Below are 21,187 nucleotides of genomic sequence, written 5' to 3'. Positions count from 1 at the left end.
TCGCAGGTGGTTATCCACAGGCGGCGGGCCGTTCTCATGCCCAGCCGATAGTGTGGTCGCTCGTCCGAGACGCACCGCTGTCCCCTGGGGGCACAGGCGTCCACCGCAGTCCATCGAACCGGGGCCCGTACCTCGATGTCCGTGCACAGTCACCCGGCAGCCCATCACGACTCCGCTGCCGCAGCAGCGTTCAACCCGGCCCACCCGCCCGAGTTCCCGCGTCACGTGGTCACCGCCGTGCTCGTCGCCCACGACGGCGCCCGCTGGCTGCCCGACGCGCTCGCCGGGCTGCTCGGCCAGGAGCGCCCCGTCCAGTTCGCCGTGGCCGCCGACACCGGCAGCGCGGACCACTCCGCGCAGCTGGTCACCGACGCCCTCGGCGCCGACCGTGTACTGCACCTCGCCCGGCGCACCGGATTCGGCCAGGCCGTCGAGGAGGCCAACCGCACGGCCCCCCTCCTCACCCCGGACGAGCTGACCTATCTGAAGCGGCCGAGCGGCTGGGACCCCGTCACGCGCACGTGGCGCGACGACGCCTACGACATGCCCGAACTCCCGCACGGGGAGCCGGTGCAGTGGCTGTGGCTCCTGCACGACGACTGCGCCCCCGAACCCGACGCCCTGGCCCAGCTGTTGCGCGTCGTGGAGAACGAGTACGAGCTGGGACGGGACGACGTCGCCGTCGTCGGCCCCAAACTGCGCGGCTGGTACGACCGCCGGCAGCTCCTCGAGGTCGGCGTCACCATCGCCAACTCCGGGCGCCGCTGGACCGGCCTCGACCGCCGCGAACAGGACCAGGGCCAGCACGACCACGTCCGCTCGGTGCTGTCCGTGTCCACCGCCGGCATGCTGGTCCGGCGCGACATCTTCGAACAACTCGGCGGCTTCGACCGGCGACTGCCCCTCATGCGTGACGACGTCGACCTGTGCTGGCGCGCGACCGCCGCCGGCCACCGCGTCCTCGTCGCCCCCGAGGCGGTCGTACGACACGCCGAGGCGGCCTCCCGCGAGCGCCGCGCCGTCGACTGCGTCGGCCGCACCGCCGCCTCCCCGCACAAGGTCGACAAGGCGGGCGCCGCCTACACCCTGCTGGTCAACACGCGTACGGCCGTGCTGCCCTGGGTGCTGCTGCGCCTCGTCCTCGGCACGGTCCTGCGGACCCTCGCCTACCTCGTGGGCAAGGTCCCCGGGCAGGCCCTCGACGAGATCCGCGGCCTCATGGGCACACTGCTGCGCCCCGAGCGGATCATCGCCGGGCGGCGCAGGCGCGGGAGTCCCGCCATCGACAAGGGGGAGCTGCGGGCGCTGTTCCCGCCGCCCGGCGCGACCGTGCGGGCCACCGTCGAACAGGTCGCGAGCAACCTCGTCGGCCGCTCCGACCCGGAGGTGGCCGCCGGCGCCGGCCGGCACGGCGGCGCGGTCGAGTCCGGGCCCGGCGGTGACGACGCGGACTTCCTGGAGATAGAACAGTTCGCGCGCCTCAAGCGCATCGCCCGCAAGCCCGGCCCGGTGCTCTTCCTGGCGCTGTTGTTCGCCTCGCTGATCGCCTGCCGCGAACTCATCGGCGGCGGCGCCCTCGCGGGCGGCGCGTTGCTGCCCGCCCCGGCCGACTCGGGCGAGCTGTGGTCCCGTTACCTGGACGCCTGGCACCCGGTCGGCGCCGGCGGCACCCCGTCCGCGCCGCCCTATCTCGCGATCGTGGCGATGCTCGCCTCCACCCTGCTGGGCTCGACCGGGCTCGCGGTCACGATCCTGCTGGTCTGCTCGGTGCCACTGGCCGGGTTCACCGCCTACTTCGCCTCCCGCCCGCTCGTCGAGTCCCGCCTCCTGCGCGCGTGGGCGGCCGTCGTCTACGCCTTCCTGCCCGCCGCCACCGGCGCCCTCGCCGGCGGCCGCATCGGCACCGCCGTACTCGCCGTCCTGCTCCCGCTCGTCGCGCGCGCGGGCGTCGCGGCGAGCGGCCTGGCGAACGGTTCCGGTGCGCGTGGCAGTTGGCGCGCGACCTGGGCGTACGCCCTGCTGCTGACGATCACCACGGCCTTCACGCCGATCGTCTGGCCGATCGCGCTGGTCCTCGGCCTGGGGCTGCTGGCGGTGCGACGCACCGACATCACCGCGTACGGCCTGCGCTTCCTGGCCCAGTTCGGCGTGCCCCTGCTGGTGCTGGCGCCCTGGTCGCTGTCGCTGCTCCCGTTCGGCTTCTTCCGGGAAGCCGGCCTGGAGTACGGCTCCTCGGCCGCGTCCGCCCTGGACCTGCTCGGTGCCAGTCCCGGCGGGCCCGGCACCGTCAGCGGGCTGATGCTCATCGGCGTCGTGCTGGCCGCGCTGGCCGCCCTGATGCGCTCCGAGCGCCAGTTCGGCATCTGGACCGCCTGGGCGGTCGCCCTGGTGGGCCTCGTCTTCGCGGCCCTCTCCAACAGCTCCACCTGGGCCGGCCCCGCGACGCTCGTCTACGGCATCGCGCTCCTGGCCGCCGCGCTGCTCGGCGCCGACGGGGCACGCTCGCGCGTGGCCGAGCAGAGCTTCGGCTGGCGTCAGCCGGTCGCCGCGCTGATCGCCTTCGCCGCGGCCGCGGGGCCGCTGCTGGTCGCCGCCGGCTGGATGATCGGTGGCGCCGACGGGCCGCTGGAGCGACGCGACCCCGTCCAGGTGCCCGCCTTCGTCGCCGAGGACAGCAACAACCGCGACCAGGCCCGCACCCTCGTCCTCGACAGCGAGACCACGACCCAGGTCGGCTACATGCTCGTCCGCGGCTCCGGCGCCCGCCTCGGCGACGCCGAACTCGCGGCCGCCGACGGCGAGAACGCCAAGCTCGACAAGATCGTCGCCAACCTCGTCGCAGGCTCCGGCGCCGACCAGGCAGACCAGCTCGGCGCGTTCGCGGTGCGCTACGTCCTCGTCCACAAGGGCGCGCCCCGCGACGTCACGCGCGTGCTGGACGCCACGCCGGGACTGCAGCGGCTGAGCGAGCAGAACGGCAGCGGGCTGTGGCGGGTCGACCGGCAGGTGTCGCGCGCGGCCATCGTCTCCGGATCCGGTTCGGAGACGGCGTCGGCCGAGCCCCAGCCCGTCGCCGCCGGGCCCGTCGAGATCCACACCACGATTCCGGGCGGTGCCGAAGGCCGCCTCCTGCGCCTCGCCGACAGCGCCGGCGACGGCTGGACGGCCACCCTGGACGGCAGGCCGCTCACGCCGACCACGGTCGACGGCTGGGCCCAGGGCTTCGAACTCCCCTCCGGCGGCGGCAGGCTCGACGTCACCTACGACGACCCGATCGGCCACACCGCCTGGCTGTGGGCGCAGGGCTTCCTCGCCCTCGTCCTCGTCGTGATGGCCCTGCCCGGACGTCGCCGTGACGTCGACGACGACCTGCCCGAGGAGGAGGTCGTCCCGGCCGAGGCCATGGCCGGCGAGGGCCGTCGGGCCCGTCGGCTGCGCGCCCAGGCCGAGACCGAAGAGGCCGGTCAGGGAGGGGAGTTCCCGTCTCCTCCGAAGGAGGAGACCGCCGCGGCGATTCCGCAGCAGCAGTCCTATGGCGAGTGGGACACCCCCAGCTATGCGGGCGCCGAGTACGGCAGCTACGGCGGCGAGCAGTACCCGGGCGGTCAGCAGCACCCGGCGGGCGGCGCCTACGACCAGACGTATCAGGCGGATCCGTACCAGGGCGGCCAGTACGACCCGTACGCGTACGGCGGGCAGCCCCAGGCGGGGGCCTACGACACGTCGTACGACGCCTCGTACGACCAGACGTACCAGCAGGGTTACGACGCCACGTACGACCCGGCGCAGCAGCATCCGCACGGCAGTGAGCGTTCCGACGGGAGCCAGCAGTGAACCGCACGACCCTGTCCCTGATCGCCGGTGCCACGGCCCTCGCGGCCATAACCGGGGTCGCGGCGCTCACCACGCCGGACGCGTCCGGGACGAACACCGCCAAGGCGGCCGCCGAGCTGCCCGTGGAACGGTCGAGCCTGGTGTGCCCGGCGCCGAGCACCTCGGACCTCGCGGAGACGACGTACACGTCGTTCACGCCCGTCACGAAGGGTACGGCGAGCGACGGGAAGGCGGAACTGCGGTCCGGGGCGCGGGAGTCGGGCGACGCGGCGGACGGCAAGGGCGAGAAGGCCGAAGCCGGGAAGAAGGCCGACAGGGCGGGGAAGGCCGACAAGCCCGTCCTGGCGGCCAAGGAACCGGGTACGCCGGTCATCGAGGACGCGTCGGGGGCGGACTCGCCGGCGCTCGTCGGGACCGCCGACGGGAAGTTCGCGCCCGGCTGGACCGTCCAGGAGAGCACGCAGGTCGCGGCGGGCGCGGGGCGTGGGCTGCAGGGCGTCAACTGCACCGCGCCGGACACCGAGTTCTGGTTCCCGGGCGCCAGCACGGCGACCGACCGTACGGACTACGTCCATCTGACCAACCCCGACGACTCCGCCGCCGTCGTCGACATCGAGCTGTACGGCAAGGACGGCGCCCTGGAGACCACGGTGGGGGAGGGGATCACGGTTCAGCCGCACGCGGGGGAGCCGATCCTGCTGTCGACGCTCACCAGTGAGAAGCAGGAGAACGTCACCGTGCACGTGAGCGTGCGCAGTGGCCGGGTGGGTGCCTCGGTGCAGGCGCTGGACGACAAGCTCGGCGGGGACTGGCTCGCGGCGTCCGCCGACCCCGCGGGGAGCCTGGTCGTGCCCGGCATTCCGAAGGACGCCAAGGCGGTGCGCCTCGTGGCCTTCACGCCGGGCGACGCGGACGCGGATCTCAAGGTGCGGCTCGCCTCGCCGTCCGGGGAGATCACGCCTGCGGGGAACGAGACGCTGCACGTCAAGGCTGGTATGACCAGCGCGGTGGATCTCGGGGAGCTCATGCGGGGCGAGGCGGGGTCCCTCGTGCTGACGCCCACGGATCGGGCCGTTCCGGTGGTCGCGGCGGTGCGGGTGGTCCGCGGGGAGGGAGCCAAGCAGGAGACGGCGTTCATCCCGGCGAGCCGGCCGCTCGGCACGCGCGCGACGGCGGTGGACAACAGGGCGAAGGGCACGACGCTGTCCCTCACGGCCCCGTTCCGCGCGGCCGAGGTCAAGGTCACGGCCTCCGCGGGGAGCGAGGGCGGTACGGCGGCGTCCAAGACGTACACGATCAAGTCCGGGACGACACAGGACATCGAGGTGCCGGTGCCGAGCGGGCTGAAGGGCACCTATGCGCTGACCGTGGAGACGGTGTCGGGCGGCCCGGTGTACGGCGCCCGGATGCTGGCGGTCACGACAGAGGGCGTGCCGGGCTTCACGGTGCAGACGCTGCCGGACGACCGGGGGATGGTGGCTGTGCCGGAGGCGGACGAGGATCTGTCGGTGCTGCAGAAGTAGGCCCTCCGCGGGTTCGTCGGCACCCCTCGGCGCCGGGCTGCGCGCCCCGCTCCGGGACGGCCACGACGCAGCGTGTACCTCGGCCGGCGCCGTCAGTCCTCGCCGTAACGAGGATCCACGGTCTCGGGTGTCAGACCCAGCAGCTCGGCCACCTGTTCCACGACCACCTCGTGGACCAGGGCCGCTCGTTCGTCCCGGCCCTTGGTGCGGATCTCCACCGGGCGGCGGTAGATGACGACCCGCGCCGGTCGGCCCTCGCGCGCGGGGATCGTGCCGCCGAGGGGGACCGCCTCGTCGTTCCAGGTGCGGCCGGGGCCGTCCAGGCGGGGTACCTCGAGGACCAGGAAATCGAAGTCGGCGAGCTGGGGCCAGCGGCGTTCGAGGCGTTCCACGGAGTCCTGCACCAGGTCGGCGAAGACGTCGGCGCGGCTCGCGGCGAGGGGAACCTGGGGCGGTGCGATCGGGCCGCGCATGCCCCGCCCGTGGCGATCACGGCGGCGGGGCCCGGGGCCGACGGCACGGGGCGGTACGGGGGTGTCCATCACTGGTGAAGGGTAGTCCTCGCGGTGGGCGCGTGTCCGAGCGGCGTGTGGTCGTCGCGGGCGTGGCCGTCGGCCGCTTCGGGCATGACGGCAGTTGACCATTCCAGCCAAGTTGGGCTCGATTCCGCTTCTCTCCGAGACCGCCGAGCTCAAGGTAATTGTTGTGGTTTGTAGCGAGTGGTGACCGGTTCTGGATGCGGTCGGGATCTCGGAATCCGGCTTCCGTGCAGGTCAGCGGCGTGGGTCGGAAGGGGCGTGTGGGGTGTTTCACAGCACGACACGGTGGAGTGACCTGGGGGAGAGTCGTCGCGGCCCGCTCAAGAGTGCGGTACCGTCCAACGTCGTGAGCCCTGTACGTCGCTGTTCGCGCACCGCTTGCGGCCGTCCCGCCGTAGCGACGCTGACGTACGTCTACGCCGACTCGACCGCGGTCCTCGGCCCGCTCGCCACCTACGCCGAACCCCATTGCTACGACCTGTGCGCCGAGCACTCCGAGCGCCTCACCGCCCCTCGAGGGTGGGAGGTCGTGCGGCTGCTGGACGGCTCGGCTCCGGCCCGTCCGAGCGGCGATGACCTGGAAGCGCTTGCCAACGCCGTGCGCGAGGCGGCGCGTCCGCAGGAGCGGGCGGCCCAGGCCGGCGGTGGCGGCGGGCGTGGCGCCGATCCGATGGAGGTCGCGCGGCGCGGGCACCTGCGCGTGCTGCGGTCGCCCGACAACTGACCGTCGGTTTCCTCCCCCTCCTTCCCTCTCCGGGCCCGCTGGCGTGTGCTCGGCTCGTTGGATTCCTGTGCGCTCGTTTCGCTGAGTGATGCACGGGCATTGACGCGCGGTTGTCGCGGACACGACCATTCCGTATGCCGGAACGAGAAATCGCTTTCCGTATGGCGGAATCCGGGGAGGCGCCCGTGTACGTCCAGGAACTGGAACCCGTCGCCGGCTCGCTCGGCCTGTCCGCCCTCGTGGCCGCGCTGCCGCTGGTGATCGTCCTCGTCCTGCTGGGCGGGGTTCGATTGAAGGCACATCTGGCGGGGGTCACGGGGCTTCTGGCGGCCGTTCTGGTCGCCTGGCTCGCGTACGGCATGCCGCTGGACCAGACGCTGTCCGGCGCCGCCCAAGGGGCCGTGTTCGGGCTCTTCCCGATCCTCTGGATCGTCGTCAACGCCCTGTGGGTGTACCGGATGACCGTCCGGACACGGCATTTCGACATTCTGCGCCGGTCGTTCGGGCGACTGTCCGACGATCCGCGGATCCAGGCGCTCGTCGTCGCCTTCTGCTTCGGGGCTCTGCTGGAGGCCCTCGCCGGGTTCGGGGCGCCCGTCGCGATCTGCTCGGTCATGCTGGTGGCGCTCGGGTTCGAGCCGGTGCGCGCGGCGGTCGTGGCGCTGGTCGCCAACACCGCGCCCGTGGCCTTCGGAGCGATGGGCACACCAGTGGTGACGCTGGCCCAGGTCACCGGGCTGCCGCTGGACGCCGTGGCCGCCGTGGTGGGGCGTCAGACACCGTTGCTGGCCCTGGTCGTGCCGCTCGTGCTCGTGGGGCTCGTGGACGGGCGGCGCGGGCTGCGCGAGACCTGGGTGCCCGCCGTGGCATGCGGAGTGGCCTTCGCCGTCGCCCAGTTCGCCGCCTCCAACTACGTCTCCGCGCAACTCGCCGACATCGGCGCCGCCTTGGCCGGCGCGGGCGCCCTGGTCGCCGTACCGCACGCGCGCGTGCCCGCCGCCGAGGCCGTACGCGCGTCCGTGCTGACCGGCGTGCGGAGCGAGGAGTTGGACGAGGCGGACCCGCCGCGGGAGGTCGTACGCGCCTATGCGCCCTATGGGCTGATCGTGCTGATCTTCTCGGTCGCGCAGATCTCCGTGGTCAAGGACTGGCTTGCCGGGGCGACGCAGACGTACGACTGGCCCCTCCTGAACGTCGCCGGCCCCGACGGGGAGCCGGTCGGCGGCAATGTCTTCACCTGGCCGATCGTGTCCACCGGCGGCACGCTCGTGCTGCTCGCCGGTGTGTGCACGGCGGTCGTCCTCGGGGTGCACGCGCGCGTGGCCGTCAAGGAATGGGCGGCGACGGTGCACGAGTTGAGGTTCGCCATCCTCACCGTGACGTCCGTGCTGGCCCTCGCGTACGTCATGAACCTCTCCGGGCAGGCCGCCACCATCGGCTACTTCGTGGCGGCGGCCGGCGCGGGGCTCGCCTTCCTGTCACCGGTGCTGGGCTGGTTCGGCGTGGCCGTGTCCGGCTCGGACACGTCCGCCAACGCTTTGTTCGGCGCGCTGCAGGTGACGGCGGCCCGGGAATCCGGACTGTCGGCGGAACTCCTGGCCGCCGCCAACAGTTCAGGTGGTGTGCTCGGCAAGATGATCTCGCCGCAGAACCTCACGATCGCGTGCGCGGCCGTGGGGCTCGGGGGCCGGGAGGGGGACCTGCTGCGGCGAGTGCTGCCGTGGAGTCTGGGCCTGCTGCTGGTGATGTGCCTGATCGTGGTCGGCCAGAGTTCACCGGTGCTGGGCTGGATGCTGCCCTGACCTCCGCGCTGACCTGAGGTTACGGCTCGGGGTCCACTCAGCGGGCGCACAGCGCACTGTCAGTCCGGGCGGGTAGTTTGGGGCGACCGACAGGACTTTCAGGAGGGGTGGCCGTGGCCGCTGATCTGTCACAGCTCGTTAAGGCGTACGACGTGCGCGGGGTCGTCCCCGACCAGTGGGACGAGCCGCTGGCCGAGCTCTTCGGCGCAGCCTTCGTACAGGTGACCGACGCGAGCGCGATCGTGATCGGTCACGACATGCGCCCCTCGTCCCCCGGCCTGTCCCGCGCCTTCGCACGCGGAGCGGCGGCCCAGGGCGTCGACGTCACCGAGATCGGCCTGTGCTCCACCGATCAGCTGTACTACGCCTCGGGCGCGCTGAACCTGCCGGGCGCGATGTTCACGGCCTCGCACAACCCGGCCCAGTACAACGGCATCAAGATGTGCCGCGCCGGTGCGGCCCCGGTCGGCCAGGACACTGGCCTCGCGCAGATCCGCGAACTGGTCGAGGGCTGGACGGACTCGGGCGCCCCGGCACCGGCCACCCAGGCGGGAACGATCACACAGCGTGACACGTTGGAGGACTACGCGGCCCACCTGCGCTCCCTCGTCGACCTGACCTCCATCCGCCCCCTGAAGGTCGTCGTCGACGCGGGCAACGGCATGGGCGGCCACACCGTCCCGACGGTCTTCGCCGGCCTGCCCCTCACCGTCGTCCCGATGTACTTCGAGCTGGACGGCACCTTCCCGAACCACGAGGCGAACCCCCTGGACCCGGCGAACATCGTCGACCTCCAGAAGCGGGTCCGCGAGGAGTCCGCCGACCTCGGCATCGCCTTCGACGGCGACGCCGACCGCTGCTTCGTCGTCGACGAGCAGGGCGAGCCGGTCTCCCCCTCCGCCATCACCGCCCTGGTCGCCTCCCGCGAGCTCGCCAAGCACGGCGGCAAGGGCACGATCATCCACAACCTGATCACGTCCTGGTCGGTCCCGGAGGTCGTCGAGGAGAACGGCGGCACCCCGGTCCGCACCCGCGTGGGCCACTCCTTCATCAAGGCCGAGATGGCCAGATCCGGCGCCATCTTCGGCGGCGAGCACTCCGCCCACTACTACTTCAAGGACTTCTGGAACGCCGACACGGGCATGCTGGCCGCCCTCCACGTCCTCGCGGCACTGGGCGGCCAGGAGGGCCCTCTCTCCGGCCTGGTAGCCCAGTACGACCGCTACACCGGCTCCGGCGAGATCAACTCCACCGTCGCCGACCAGGCGGGCCGCCTGGCAGCCATCAAGGCCGCGTACGAGGGCCAGGAGGGCGTGGAACTCGACGAACTCGACGGCCTGACCGTCACGTCCGCCGACTGGTGGTTCAACGTCCGCCCGTCCAACACGGAACCGCTCCTGCGCCTGAACGCGGAGGCACGCGACGAGGCGACGATGACCAAGGTGCGGGACGAGGCGCTGGCGATCATCAGGGGCTGAGCCCGTGGACGGCTAAATTCTCGACGCCGGTCGCGGCATATCAGAGGGGCGGCAATTCCAGCCCGTCCGGCGTTTGAGGACGAGGCCCGTTCAGGGCCGAAGCGGGGGTCTGGGGGCGGCAGCCCCCAGAAAGCAACCGGGGTCGAAGGGGCGGAGCCCCTGGAGGAGGGACGGGTAGGGGCGGCGGGGGCGAGAAAACCCGCCCTACACGCACCCCCACCCACCACCCCCCCGCCCAACCCCGGCACCCCGCCCCCACCGGCGGTACGCTGACCAGGCACATCCGCACACACGCACGTACCGCCCCCACCCGCCCCAGAAGGGACCCCTCATGCCGCTGGAAGCCGGCCTCCTGGAGATCCTCGCCTGCCCGGCCTGCCACGCCCCCCTCAAGGAGCAGGACGCCGAGCTGACCTGCACCGGCCAGGACTGCGGCCTGGCGTACCCCGTCCGCGACGGCATCCCGGTTCTGCTCGTCGACGAGGCCCGCCGCCCCGCGTGACGCGAGGCACGGCCACCGGCGCAACCACGCCACGGCCACCGCCGCAGAGGCGCCACGGCCACCAGCGTGAACCCGCCCAGGCCGCCGACGCACGGACGCCACGGTCACCGTCGCGGAAACGCCACGGCGACCGCCGTACAGCCGCCCCGGCCACCGGCGCAAAAGCGACCGCCACCGGACCCGCACTCGCACCCGGCACCCGCACTCACCACCCCGCACCCAGCACCCACAGACCCAACCAACCCTCAACCCGCCACCGAGCCACCGCGGCGAACACACCCGCGCAAGACCCCCGAGCAAGACCCCCGCCCCGCCCCCAAACCCCCCGGCGATCGGAGGCTGTCGCCCATGCTCGATGAATCGCTGCTGGACACGCCGGAGGCGCTCGCCGAGGCCGACCAGCGCGCCCTGCTCCGCGGCGCGGCCGAAGCCGGCGCCCGCGTCCGCACCGCCGCCCGGCACGCCGCCGAGGCCGGCGTCCAGGACCTCAAGCCCGACGGCCGCCCCCGCGCCATCCTCATCGCGGGCCCCGGCGCCGCCGCCCTCTGCGTCGCCGACCTCCTCGGCACACTCGCCGGCGCCACCAGCCCCGTCACCCGACTGGCCCCCTCCGGCGTCGCCCCCGCCGCGGGCGCCCTGCGCTGGGAGCTGCCGGGCTGGGCCGGCTCCGTGGACCTGCTGCTGATCGCCACCCCCGACGGCACCGAGCCGGGCCTGTCCCTGCTCGCCGAGCAGGCCTACCGGCGCGGCTGCACGGTCGTCGCCGTGGCCCCCGCCCGCTCCCCGCTCACCGAGGCGGTGCACAACAACCACGGCCTGTTCGTGCCGATGGCGACGGCCCCGTACGAGCAGGACGAACCCCTCGCGGCCTCCGCCCCCGGCGTCCTGTGGGCGCTGCTCACCCCGCTCCTGGCGCTCCTCGACCGCACCGGCATGCTCGCCGCCCCGCCCGAGGAACTCGAGAAGGTCGCCGACCGTCTCGACCACATCGCCGAACGCTGCGGCCCCGCCATCGCGACCTACAGCAACCCCGCAAAGACCCTGGCCGCCGAACTCGCCGACACACTCCCGCTGATCTGGACCGAAGGCGTCTCCGCGGGCCCGGCCGGCCGCCGTTTCGCCGCAGCGCTCGCCGAGCTCTCCGGCCACCCCTCCCTCGTCGCCGAACTGCCCGAGGCGCTCGCCTCGCACAACGCCCTGCTCGCCGGCCGGCTCGCGGCAAGCGCCGACCCGGACGACTTCTTCCGCGACCGCGTGGAGGAGACACCCGCGCTGCACGCGCGCGTGGTCCTGCTGCGCGACCGCCCGCTCGGCGGCATCACCGCCGCGCCCGCCGCACGGGACCTGGCCCTGAGCCATGACACGCCGATCAGCGAACTGGAGCCGGAGGCCGGCGGCGAACTGGAGACCCTCGCGGAACTGATCGCCATCACGGATTTCGCCGCCGTTTACCTGGCGCTCGCCTCGGGGGCCTGATCTATCCCAGGGCGCCCTGACAGCCGTACGCACGAGAAACCGTCGTACGAACGGCAGTTGTACACAGGGCGAACCGGACGCACGACGGCAGTTGGACACAGAACGAACCCGAAACCTCGTCCCGCGTCCCGCGAACACCAGAACCGGCAGAGCACCGGCCGCCCCCGGACAGAGAGCAGGCAGACACCCGCATGGACCGCCTCGACAACACCATCCGCCCCTACGCCTGGGGTTCCACCACCGCGATCCCGCAGCTCCTCGGAGTCGAGCCGACCGGCGAACCGCAGGCGGAGATGTGGATGGGCGCGCACCCGGGCGCACCCTCACGCACCGGGCGCGGCACGCTCGTCGAGGTCATCGAGGCCGACCCGGAGCGCGAACTGGGTGCCGCGGCCGTGTCGAAGTTCGGCCCCCGCCTGCCCTTCCTGCTCAAGATCCTCGCCGCCGGCGGCCCGCTCTCCCTCCAGGTGCACCCCAACCTGGAGCAGGCGAAGGAGGGTTACGAGGACGAGGAGCGCCGCAACATCCCCGTGGACGCCGGCCACCGCAACTACAAGGACGCCAACCACAAGCCCGAGCTGATCTGCGCGCTCACCGAGTTCGACGGCCTGTGCGGCTTCCGCGCCCCCGTCGAGGCCGCCGACCTGCTCGCCGGCCTCGGCGTGGACTCCCTCAAGCCGTACGTCGACCTGCTGCACGCCCACCCCGAGGACGCGGCCCTGCGCGAGGTGCTCACCGCGATCCTCACCGCCGACCCGGACGAGATGGCCCACACCGTCGCCGAGGCCGCGGCCGCCTGCTCCCGCCTCGGCGGCGCGTACGCCCCGTACGCGGACATCGCCCACCACTACCCGGGCGACCCCGGCGTCATCGCCGCGATGCTCCTCAACTACGTGCGCCTCCAGCCCGGCGAGGCCCTGTTCCTCGGCGCCGGCATCCCGCACGCGTACCTGAACGGCCTCGGCGTCGAGATCATGGCCAACTCCGACAACGTCCTGCGCTGCGGCCTGACCCCCAAGCACGTCGACGTCCCCGAACTCCTGCGCATCGTCCACTTCGAGGCGGGCGACCCGGGCGTGCTGCGCCCCGAGGCCGCCCCGGACGGCGAGGAGGTCTACGAGACCCCGATCGACGAGTTCCGCCTGTCCCGGTACGTCCTCCCGGAGGGCACCGTCGCGCACGACCTCACGCGCGCGACCCCGCAGATCCTGCTCTGCACGGCGGGTTCCGTCCGCGCCGGCGAGCACGAGCTGACGCCGGGCCGTTCCGTCTTCGTACCGGCGGGCGAAAAGGCCGAAGTGTCCGGGGCCGGTACGGTCTTCCGGGCCACGGTCGTCGCCTGATCGAGGCCATCCGACGACCCGGCGCGCCGTTGTCCGACCGGGCTGCAACAATGGCCCACCGGCAAAGGACGGGCAAAGCCGAACGGGGGCCGCGCGCTCCCCTCGGCGCCGCCCGGACGGGTACGTACGAAGGCCACGAAGGCTACGAAGTCGAAGGGACAACGCGACACATGAGCGCGTCAGGCGGTACCAAGGCGATCGTGGCGGCACTCGCCGCCAACCTCGCGATCGCGGCATCGAAATTCGTGGCGTTCGCGTTCAGCGGCTCGTCGTCGATGCTCGCCGAGGGCGTGCACTCGCTCGCCGACTCCGGCAACCAGGCCCTGCTGCTGGTCGGCGGCAAGAAGGCCCAGCGCGAGGCGACCCCGCAGCACCCCTTCGGCTACGGCCGCGAGCGCTACATCTACGCCTTCCTCGTCTCGATCATCCTGTTCTCGGTCGGCGGCATGTTCGCCCTCTACGAGGGCTACGAGAAGATCAAGCACCCGCACGAGATCGAGCACTGGTACTGGCCCGTCGGCGTCCTCGTCTTCGCGATCATCGCCGAGACCTTCTCCTTCCGGACGGCCATCAAGGAGTCCAACGTCCTGCGGGGCAAGAAGTCCTGGAAGGAGTTCGTCCGCCACGCCAAGGCCCCCGAGCTGCCCGTCGTCCTCCTGGAGGACCTCGGCGCGCTGGTCGGCCTGATCCTCGCCCTGGGCGGCGTCGGCCTCGCCCTGCTCACCGGCGACGGCGTCTGGGACGGCATCGGCACCGTCTGCATCGGCATCCTGCTCGTCCTGATCGCCGTCGTCCTGGCCATCGAGACCAAGTCGCTGCTGCTCGGCGAGTCCGCGGGCGTCGAGGAGGTCAAGAACATCGAGGCCGCCGTCGTCGACGGTGAGGCGGTCACCCGCATCATCCACATGCGCACGCTGCACCTCGGCCCCGAGGAGCTCCTGGTCGCCGCCAAGATCGCCGTCCGGCGCGAGGCCACGGCCGCCGAGGTCGCCTCCGCCATCGACGCCGCCGAGGCCCGCGTCCGCGAGGCCGTCCCGATCGCCCGCGTGATCTACCTCGAGCCCGACATCTACAGCGACGCCGAGGCGGCGAAGGGCGCCGACCGCGAGGCGACGCCCGGGGGACCGGCGCCGCATGGCGAGGGGCACTGACGTCCTCCCATGTCGAGGGGCCCGCCGGAATCCCGGCGGGCCCCTCGGTCTTCGCCCGCGACCGCGTCCTCAGACCTGCACAGCCCACGGCGGCGGGGGCGGAATCATGGCCCGCGCCCTTCGCCGTACGACCACCGCGGCGATCCCCAGACCGATCCCGACCAGCACCAACACCACCCCGAGCACCATCGCCGTCCCGAGTAGCGCCGGCACGGTGTAGTCGTCGATCACACGCCCCCGGATCGCGGACTCCGGGAGCGTCCCGCCGTGGTCGTCGAGGAAGGCACGCGAGTCACGGGAGTTCGCGCGGTGGTCGCCCATCAGGAACAGCCGGCCCTCGGGGACCTGCACGTCGTAGGACGCGGGGTATCCGCCATGAGCGTCCCCGCCCTTCACATACGGCTCCTCGAGCCGCTTCCCGTTCACGGTCACGGGGGCGTCCGCCTGCGTTCCCGTGCAGCACGCCACACGGTCACCGCCCACGCCGATGACCCGCCCCATGACCAGTCCGTCGAACCCGTACCGGTCCGGCGCCGAGAACACCACGACCTCCCCGCGCCGCACCTCGCTTCCGTCGATCCGCTCGTAGACGACCCGGTCGCCCGGCCCGTACGTCGGTGTCATGCTCTCGCTCGACACGACGGAGCCGCCGAAGGCGTGCCGTGCGTAGCCGAGACCGCCCAGCCCCAACAACAACCCCACCAGCCCCACCACGACGGCTGCGATCCCCAGTCCCCGCCCCTTGCCCGACATCTCGTTCCTCTCCATGCGGCCCATCCGCGGGCGCAGAGCGTAGCGAGTGACTGTGAACGGGCTGTGCGGGCCCACGCCCGATGCACGGACATGGGCCCGGCCGCGCGGCTACCCGACCTCGCGCAGTACCCCAAGGACGACCGACTCGTCGGCCGCGCTCAGCAGCCGCTCCCGGAAGCCCGCGTCCATCAACTTCCGCGACAGCAGCGCCAGAATCCGCAGATGCTCGTCGCCGGCGGCCGCCTCCGGTACGGCGATCATGAATACCAGCCTCGCCTTCGTACCGTCCGGCGAGCCCCACTCGACGCCCTCCGCGGACCGCGCGAACCCGACGACCGGCGCGGTCACCGCATCCGTCTTGGCATGCGGAATCGCGATCTCCTCACCGAGCCCGGTCGTCCCCTGCGCCTCCCGCCGGAGCGCGGTCGCCACCAGCTCGTCCACGTCCGCGACCTTGCCGGTACGCGCGAGCAGCCCGGCCATCTCCCGGATCGCGGACTCCTTGTCGGCGGCATCGAGTTCGACCTTCACGGTCTGCCCGGTGAGATGGCCGGAGAGGACCCCGTCCGGGACGCCACCGGCGACGGTGGCGTCCCCCGCCTCCGCCTCACGCACAACCTGCCGCGCTACGACGCCACTGGCACCCGCCATTTCGCCGACGGCCTCAGCTGCCCCTTCGCCGCCCGCACCAGCCCCCGGCGCTCCGACACTCACCCCGACCAACGCGGGCCCGCTCGCGAGCACCGGCCCGTCGGACCCCGCACCACCGACCTGCTCCCCACGCTGTCCACGCTCACGCAGGTCGACCAGGGCGACCGTGGTCAGCGCGGTGACGACCGAGCCGATCACCACGGCCACGAAGAACATCGGCACACCGGTCACCGCACCCAGCACGGCCACGATCGGCCCGCCGTGAGGCACCGCGTCCTCGACGCCGGCGACCCCGGCGATCGCACCGGCGACCGCGCCGCCCAGCATGTTGGCGGGGATGACCTGCGCGGGTCGCGCCGCGGCGAACGGGATCGCGCCCTCGGAGATGCCGAAGCAGCCCATGAACAGCGAGGCGAGCCCCGTCTCCCGCTCCTGCTCGGTGTACAGCCGCTTCCGTATCAGCGTGGCCAGGCCCTGACCCAGCGGCATGACCGGGATCGCGGCCGCGCACATGCCCATGACCGTCTGGTTGCCGGTCGCGATGAGCCCGGCACCGAACAGGAACGCGGTCTTGTTGACCGGGCCGCCCATGTCGAACGCGATCATGAGCCCCAGAATCGCGCCGAGCAGGATCGCGCTCGCGCCGGTCATCCCACTGAGCCAGCTGGTCAGATGCTCGAAGACCCAGGAGATCGGCTTGCCGAGCACATAGATGAAGAAGAGCCCGAGTCCCGTCGTCGCCACGATCGGAATCACGATGATCGGCATGATCGGCTGCACGAACTTCGGGACCTTGACCTTCTTGATCCACAACACCAGGTACCCGGCGAGGAACCCGGTCACGATCGCCCCGATGAAGCCCGCCCCGGCCTTGGAGTCGTACAGCTCACCGGTGTTGGCGATCCAGCCACCGATCATGCCCGGCACGAGCGCGGGCCGATCCCCGATCGCATACGCGATGTAACCGGACAGAATCGGCACCATCAGCGTGAAGCCGATGACACCGATGTTGTTCACGTCCATCCAGAAGGAGTCCTTCGGGATGACCAGACCGCCCGACGGGTCGGTGTGCCCGCCGAGCGAGAGCGAGATCGCGATCAGCAGCCCGCCGACCACGACGAACGGGATCATGTAGCTGACCCCGTTCATCAGCGCCTTGTACCCGACGCTGCGCTCCCTGCCGCGACCGGCCGCGGGGGCCGTGGGGGCACCCCCTGCCGTGTGCACGGGCGCCGACAGCACCTGCTCGATCAGCCACTCGGGGTTCCGGATGCCCTCGGCCACCCCAACCGTCAGGACCCGCTTACCCGCGAAGCGGCTCAGGTCCACGTCCTTGTCCGCGGCGACGATGACGCCGTCCGCGGTGTTGACATCGTTGTCATCGAGGACGTTTTCGGCCCCGATGGATCCCTGCGTCTCCACCTTCATGTCGATACCGCGGCTCTCGGCAGCCTGCGCGAGCTTCTCCGCCGCCATGTAGGTGTGCGCGATGCCGGTCGGACACGCGGTCACCGCGAGCAGCTTCAACCGCTTCCGCTCGCCACCGTCGCTGCCCGTGGGGGGAGGGCCGGCCTGACTGGTCACATCGATCTCCTAACGCCTTTGTCATGCGGAATCGCCGTCCCGGACGCCCCGCAAGATCGATCAGTTGTTCAGATCTCCCGGGCATCCTGCACCACCCCGCCACAGACTCAAAGGCGCAAAGATCCCCGATAACCCCGGTTCATCCCCTCCTGTCGACGCTTCGTTGGTGTCCTGTTATCGCTCCCGCCCATCACCCCCACACCCGACCGCGACGCCACCCGCAACCGACCATGAACGACCCCTCGCCCACCCTCCCCGAGCCCCCTGATGGCGCGATCTGTTCGTAGGCGGACTGGGGGCGGCCGGACCTCCCGGTGTAGCTTGGGACAGAGCCAGACGTCGCTGCTGATGGCGGTCGGGCGGTCCCGACACGGACCGACCGAGGGAGAGAGGGCCTCCGACGGACTGCGCTGCGCGTACGCGGGCATGCCTGTGTCCTCTTCGGGCACCCCGGTGTCCGCCGCCGCGCAGACCAGCCGTACCCACCCTCGACCCAACCCCGAGGAGCAGCTCGCAATGACGACTGTCGAGAACCGACAGGACTTCAAGGTCGCCGACCTCTCCCTGGCCGAGTTCGGCCGCAAGGAGATCACCCTCGCCGAGCACGAGATGCCCGGCCTGATGGCGATCCGCAAGGAATACGCCGAGGCGCAGCCCCTGGCCGGCGCCCGCGTCACCGGCTCCCTGCACATGACCGTGCAGACCGCCGTCCTCATCGAGACCCTGGTCGCCCTCGGCGCCGAGGTCCGCTGGGCCTCCTGCAACATCTTCTCCACCCAGGACCACGCGGCCGCCGCCATCGCCGTCGGCCCGAACGGCACCGTGGACAACCCGCAGGGCGTCCCGGTCTTCGCCTGGAAGGGCGAGACCCTGGAGGAGTACTGGTGGTGCACGGAGCAGGCCCTGACCTGGCCGAACACGCCCACCGGCGGCCCGAACATGATCCTGGACGACGGCGGTGACGCCACCCTCCTCGTCCACAAGGGCGTCGAGTACGAGAAGGACGGCAAGGTCCCCTCGGTCGACACCGCCGAGTCCGACGAGCACCGCGTCATCCTCGAGCTCCTGCACCGCACCATCACGGACGGCTCGCAGAAGTGGACCCAGCTGGCCTCCGAGATCCGCGGCGTGACCGAGGAGACCACGACAGGCGTCCACCGCCTGTACGAGATGCAGCGCGACGGCGTCCTCCTGTTCCCGGCGATCAACGTCAACGACGCCGTCACCAAGTCGAAGTTCGACAACAAGTACGGCTGCCGCCACTCCCTGATCGACGGCATCAACCGCGCCACCGACGTCCTGATCGGCGGCAAGACCGCGGTGGTCTGCGGCTACGGCGACGTGGGCAAGGGCTGCGCGGAGTCCCTGCGCGGTCAGGGCGCCCGCGTGATCGTCACCGAGATCGACCCGATCTGCGCGCTCCAGGCGGCGATGGACGGCTACCAGGTCACGACCCTCGACGAGGTCATCGACAAGGCCGACATCTTCATCACCACGACCGGCAACAAGGACATCATCATGGCCTCGGACATGGCCAAGATGAAGCACCAGGCGATCGTCGGCAACATCGGCCACTTCGACAACGAGATCGACATGGCCGGCCTCGCCAAGCTCCCGGGCATCGTCAAGGACGAGGTCAAGCCGCAGGTCCACACCTGGACCTTCCCCGACGGCAAGGTGATCATCGTCCTGTCCGAGGGCCGCCTGCTGAACCTGGGCAACGCCACCGGCCACCCGTCGTTCGTGATGTCCAACTCCTTCGCGGACCAGACGCTGGCCCAGATCGAGCTGTTCACCAAGCAGTCCGAGTACCCGATCGGCGTCTACACGCTGCCCAAGCACCTCGACGAGAAGGTCGCCCGCCTCCACCTGGACGCGCTCGGCGTGAAGCTGACCCAGCTCCGCCCCGAGCAGGCCGCGTACATCGGCGTCGAGGTCGAGGGCCCGTACAAGCCGGACCACTACCGCTACTGAGCCGAACCGTCCTCTCAGCAGCAGGTCCTCAGAGGCAGGCCCCCGCACCCCCGTGCCGGGGGCCTGCCCCTTCGGCTCATGCGGCCCTTGGCCGTACAGCCGGATCAGCCCGTCAAGACCCAGGACCCCGATGCCCCGCGGCCGTTATTCGCTCCACGATCCGCACGATCACACCCCCCTCGCAGAAGAGCACTTCCACTGCGCCCCCGGCCCTTCCGGCTGGCGCTACGTCTCCCAGCTGACCACCCCCGCAGGCGATCACAGCGGCTCCGTCGACCTCGCCCTGGACGAACTCGGTCGCCCCATCCGTCTCGAACTCCATGCGGGCGGCTGGCAGGTCCGCGGCGCCGCCCTCGACGGCGTCACCTGGGTCCGTACCGACCCCACCGGGGCTCACGCCACGGAAGGCAATGTGCGCGCCCATGCCTTCACCGGCACATCCCCCGCGTTCCTCATCGCCACCACTCGTCTCCTGCGCCTCACCCCTTCCGCCGCTGCAACCCGGGTACGCCTGGTGGCCCTCACGGATCCGGTCCTCGCCCCGCGCACCGTGGACCAGTCCTGGGCCTTGGTGAACAGAGAAACACACGCCACTGACAACGGCCCCCTGACCGTGGACGAATACCAGGTCACAGCCCTGGACACGGGCGAGCAGCACGCCGTACACATCACGGGCGACGTGGTCCTCGCGGCCCCCGGCATCGAACTGGAGGACCTGGAGTCGCCGCCGTCCACGTTCGTTTGAACGAGGTCGCGCAGGTCGGCCACTTCGTCGCGGCGCCCCGCGCCAGGGAGCTACGCCGGAGGTGCGAAGCCGGTAGCGGGCCGCTCTGCCGACGAGGCCTCCTGCGGAGCTGGGGTCTGCGGCACGACGTCCTGCGGTACAGAGGAACGATCCGCTTCCCCACCAACTCCGGGCTGACCGCCGACCGCAGCCACCCCCGAGCCGTACACGCCCGGCGGAGGCACAGCAGCGGCGGGCGAAACAACCGCCGGACCGTACGGACTCTGTGCAGCAGCGGCAGCCCCTGCCCCGCTCACCACCACACCGGCACCGCCCGGAGCACCGACACCGGCAGCCGCCCCACCCGCCCCCGGCCCGTTCCCGAAGGCGCGCCGCGCTTCTCGCGCCTGCCGCTCCTGCAGAACGGCCGCCAGATACGCGGCCGGCGGCACGCCCTGCGGCGCCGGAGTACCCGTGTGCGCCGCGAGGTCCGCCGCGAGCTGTTCCGCCATGCTCCAGCCGACCTGGGGATCGAGTTGCTGCATTCGCGTCAGGTACTGGCGAATGGCGAGCCACAGGCCATCGGGAACCGCCGAGAGGTCGAGCCCTGAAAACCGCCCGGCCAACCACGGCGGAGGCGGAGGAACGAAGCCCGTCCGCGCGAGGGGCACCCGTTCGCGTACGACAAGAGTCCCCGCGAACACGTCACCGAGCCGCCGCCCGCGCGCGGACACCAGCGAAGCGATGACGGCGACGACGCCGAGAGTCATCAGAATCTCGATCACGCCGATGAGTCCCCGCACCAGCGCATGCCGGAACCGGATCGGTCCGCCGTCGTCGCGCACCACGCGCAGCCCGCAGGCCAACTTCCCGAGCGAACGCCCATGGCTCAGCGTCTCCACCGCGATCGGTCCGCCGACCAGCAACAGAACGAACATCGCGATCGACAGCGCGGTCTGCGCCGCCTCGTCCAGAGAAGCGGTGGCAGCCACCACGCCAATGGTCACGGCGATATAGGCGATCACAGCCACCGCCAGATCGACCAGGACGGCAAGCGCCCTGCTGGGCAGCTTCGCGGGGCGCAACTCCAGCGCCACCGCCTCGCCCGTCACCAGCTCACTCACGCAGT

General features: G+C 71.7%; 15 protein-coding genes. 11 read left to right on the top strand and 4 right to left on the bottom strand.

Translation table 11 applies throughout. The features are described from left to right. Window positions 1-135 precede the first annotated feature (135 nt). On the top strand, window positions 136-3,834 hold the full coding sequence (locus EJ357_RS18255; RefSeq protein ID WP_126392687.1) for a glycosyltransferase family 2 protein: 3,699 nt from the start codon (window positions 136-138) through the stop codon (window positions 3,832-3,834). Further along, the gene (locus EJ357_RS18250) at window positions 3,831-5,357 is read left to right on the top strand and encodes a DUF5719 family protein (protein WP_126392686.1); all 1,527 of its coding nucleotides are present in this window, start codon (window positions 3,831-3,833) and stop codon (window positions 5,355-5,357) included. The genes EJ357_RS18255 and EJ357_RS18250 overlap by 4 nt, the downstream gene beginning before the upstream one ends. A gap of 92 nt (window positions 5,358-5,449) precedes the next feature. Here the strand turns inward: EJ357_RS18250 and EJ357_RS18245 are convergent, their stop codons facing one another. Then, the gene (locus tag EJ357_RS18245) at window positions 5,450-5,899 is read right to left on the bottom strand and encodes a metallopeptidase family protein (RefSeq protein ID WP_126399622.1); all 450 of its coding nucleotides are present in this window, start codon (window positions 5,897-5,899) and stop codon (window positions 5,450-5,452) included. 343 nt (window positions 5,900-6,242) lie between these two features. Here EJ357_RS18245 and EJ357_RS18240 point away from each other — a divergent pair, with 343 nt between their 5' ends. From EJ357_RS18240 to EJ357_RS18210, 7 genes are all read left to right on the top strand, one after another. Next, window positions 6,243-6,620 carry a DUF3499 domain-containing protein gene (locus tag EJ357_RS18240; RefSeq protein ID WP_030053098.1) on the top strand — a complete coding sequence of 126 codons (378 nt, stop codon included), beginning with the start codon at window positions 6,243-6,245 and terminating at the stop codon, window positions 6,618-6,620. Between the two features lie 185 nt (window positions 6,621-6,805). Next, entirely contained in the window at window positions 6,806-8,422 is a 1,617-nt protein-coding gene (locus tag EJ357_RS18235) for an L-lactate permease (protein WP_126399619.1), read from the top strand. 113 nt (window positions 8,423-8,535) lie between these two features. Next, window positions 8,536-9,900, top strand: coding sequence for a phosphomannomutase/phosphoglucomutase (locus EJ357_RS18230; RefSeq protein WP_126392685.1), 1,365 nt, complete (start codon window positions 8,536-8,538; stop codon window positions 9,898-9,900). Window positions 9,901-10,231: 331 nt separating this feature from the next. Further along, complete coding sequence (locus EJ357_RS18225; RefSeq protein WP_126392684.1) at window positions 10,232-10,402, top strand: Trm112 family protein; 171 nt, start codon at window positions 10,232-10,234, stop codon at window positions 10,400-10,402. A gap of 348 nt (window positions 10,403-10,750) precedes the next feature. After that, entirely contained in the window at window positions 10,751-11,878 is a 1,128-nt protein-coding gene (locus tag EJ357_RS18220; RefSeq protein ID WP_126392683.1) for an SIS domain-containing protein, read from the top strand. Window positions 11,879-12,069: 191 nt separating this feature from the next. Further along, window positions 12,070-13,221 (top strand): mannose-6-phosphate isomerase, class I, encoded by a 1,152-nt coding sequence (gene manA / locus EJ357_RS18215; protein WP_126392682.1) that lies wholly within the window; start codon window positions 12,070-12,072, stop codon window positions 13,219-13,221. 170 nt (window positions 13,222-13,391) lie between these two features. Continuing rightward, window positions 13,392-14,372 (top strand): cation diffusion facilitator family transporter, encoded by a 981-nt coding sequence (locus tag EJ357_RS18210; protein WP_126392681.1) that lies wholly within the window; start codon window positions 13,392-13,394, stop codon window positions 14,370-14,372. Window positions 14,373-14,441: 69 nt separating this feature from the next. Here EJ357_RS18210 and lepB read toward each other — a convergent pair whose 3' ends face one another. Further along, window positions 14,442-15,140 carry a signal peptidase I gene (gene lepB, locus EJ357_RS18205; protein ID WP_228473089.1) on the bottom strand — a complete coding sequence of 233 codons (699 nt, stop codon included), beginning with the start codon at window positions 15,138-15,140 and terminating at the stop codon, window positions 14,442-14,444. A gap of 93 nt (window positions 15,141-15,233) precedes the next feature. Continuing rightward, window positions 15,234-17,360, bottom strand: coding sequence for a fructose-specific PTS transporter subunit EIIC (locus EJ357_RS18200; RefSeq protein WP_126392680.1), 2,127 nt, complete (start codon window positions 17,358-17,360; stop codon window positions 15,234-15,236). Between the two features lie 516 nt (window positions 17,361-17,876). Between EJ357_RS18200 and ahcY the strand changes: the two genes are divergently transcribed. Both ahcY and EJ357_RS18190 read left to right on the top strand, forming a co-directional pair. Beyond that, window positions 17,877-19,334 carry an adenosylhomocysteinase gene (ahcY, locus tag EJ357_RS18195; protein WP_126392679.1) on the top strand — a complete coding sequence of 486 codons (1,458 nt, stop codon included), beginning with the start codon at window positions 17,877-17,879 and terminating at the stop codon, window positions 19,332-19,334. 130 nt (window positions 19,335-19,464) lie between these two features. Continuing rightward, on the top strand, window positions 19,465-20,079 hold the full coding sequence (locus EJ357_RS18190; RefSeq protein ID WP_126392678.1) for a hypothetical protein: 615 nt from the start codon (window positions 19,465-19,467) through the stop codon (window positions 20,077-20,079). A 50-nt stretch (window positions 20,080-20,129) separates the two neighbouring features. Here the strand turns inward: EJ357_RS18190 and EJ357_RS18185 are convergent, their stop codons facing one another. Then, window positions 20,130-21,182, bottom strand: coding sequence for an RDD family protein (locus tag EJ357_RS18185; protein ID WP_126392677.1), 1,053 nt, complete (start codon window positions 21,180-21,182; stop codon window positions 20,130-20,132). Between the last annotated feature and the right edge of the window lie 5 nt (window positions 21,183-21,187).

Source organism: Streptomyces cyaneochromogenes, assembly GCF_003963535.1.
Taxonomy (GTDB): Bacteria; Actinomycetota; Actinomycetes; order Streptomycetales; family Streptomycetaceae; genus Streptomyces; species Streptomyces shaanxiensis.
This window is presented reverse-complemented; position numbering and strand designations above follow the sequence as displayed.

Coding starts and splice junctions, on each gene's coding strand:
- EJ357_RS18220 (WP_126392683.1), top strand. CDS start 10,751: ATGCTCGATGAATCGCTGCTGGACACGCCGGAGGCGCTCGCCGAGGCC.
- EJ357_RS18210 (WP_126392681.1), top strand. CDS start 13,392: ATGAGCGCGTCAGGCGGTACCAAGGCGATCGTGGCGGCACTCGCCGCC.
- EJ357_RS18245 (WP_126399622.1), bottom strand. CDS start 5,899: ATGGACACCCCCGTACCGCCCCGTGCCGTCGGCCCCGGGCCCCGCCGC.
- ahcY (WP_126392679.1), top strand. CDS start 17,877: ATGACGACTGTCGAGAACCGACAGGACTTCAAGGTCGCCGACCTCTCC.
- EJ357_RS18255 (WP_126392687.1), top strand. CDS start 136: ATGTCCGTGCACAGTCACCCGGCAGCCCATCACGACTCCGCTGCCGCA.
- EJ357_RS18225 (WP_126392684.1), top strand. CDS start 10,232: ATGCCGCTGGAAGCCGGCCTCCTGGAGATCCTCGCCTGCCCGGCCTGC.
- manA (WP_126392682.1), top strand. CDS start 12,070: ATGGACCGCCTCGACAACACCATCCGCCCCTACGCCTGGGGTTCCACC.
- EJ357_RS18190 (WP_126392678.1), top strand. CDS start 19,465: ATGCCCCGCGGCCGTTATTCGCTCCACGATCCGCACGATCACACCCCC.
- lepB (WP_228473089.1), bottom strand. CDS start 15,140: ATGGAGAGGAACGAGATGTCGGGCAAGGGGCGGGGACTGGGGATCGCA.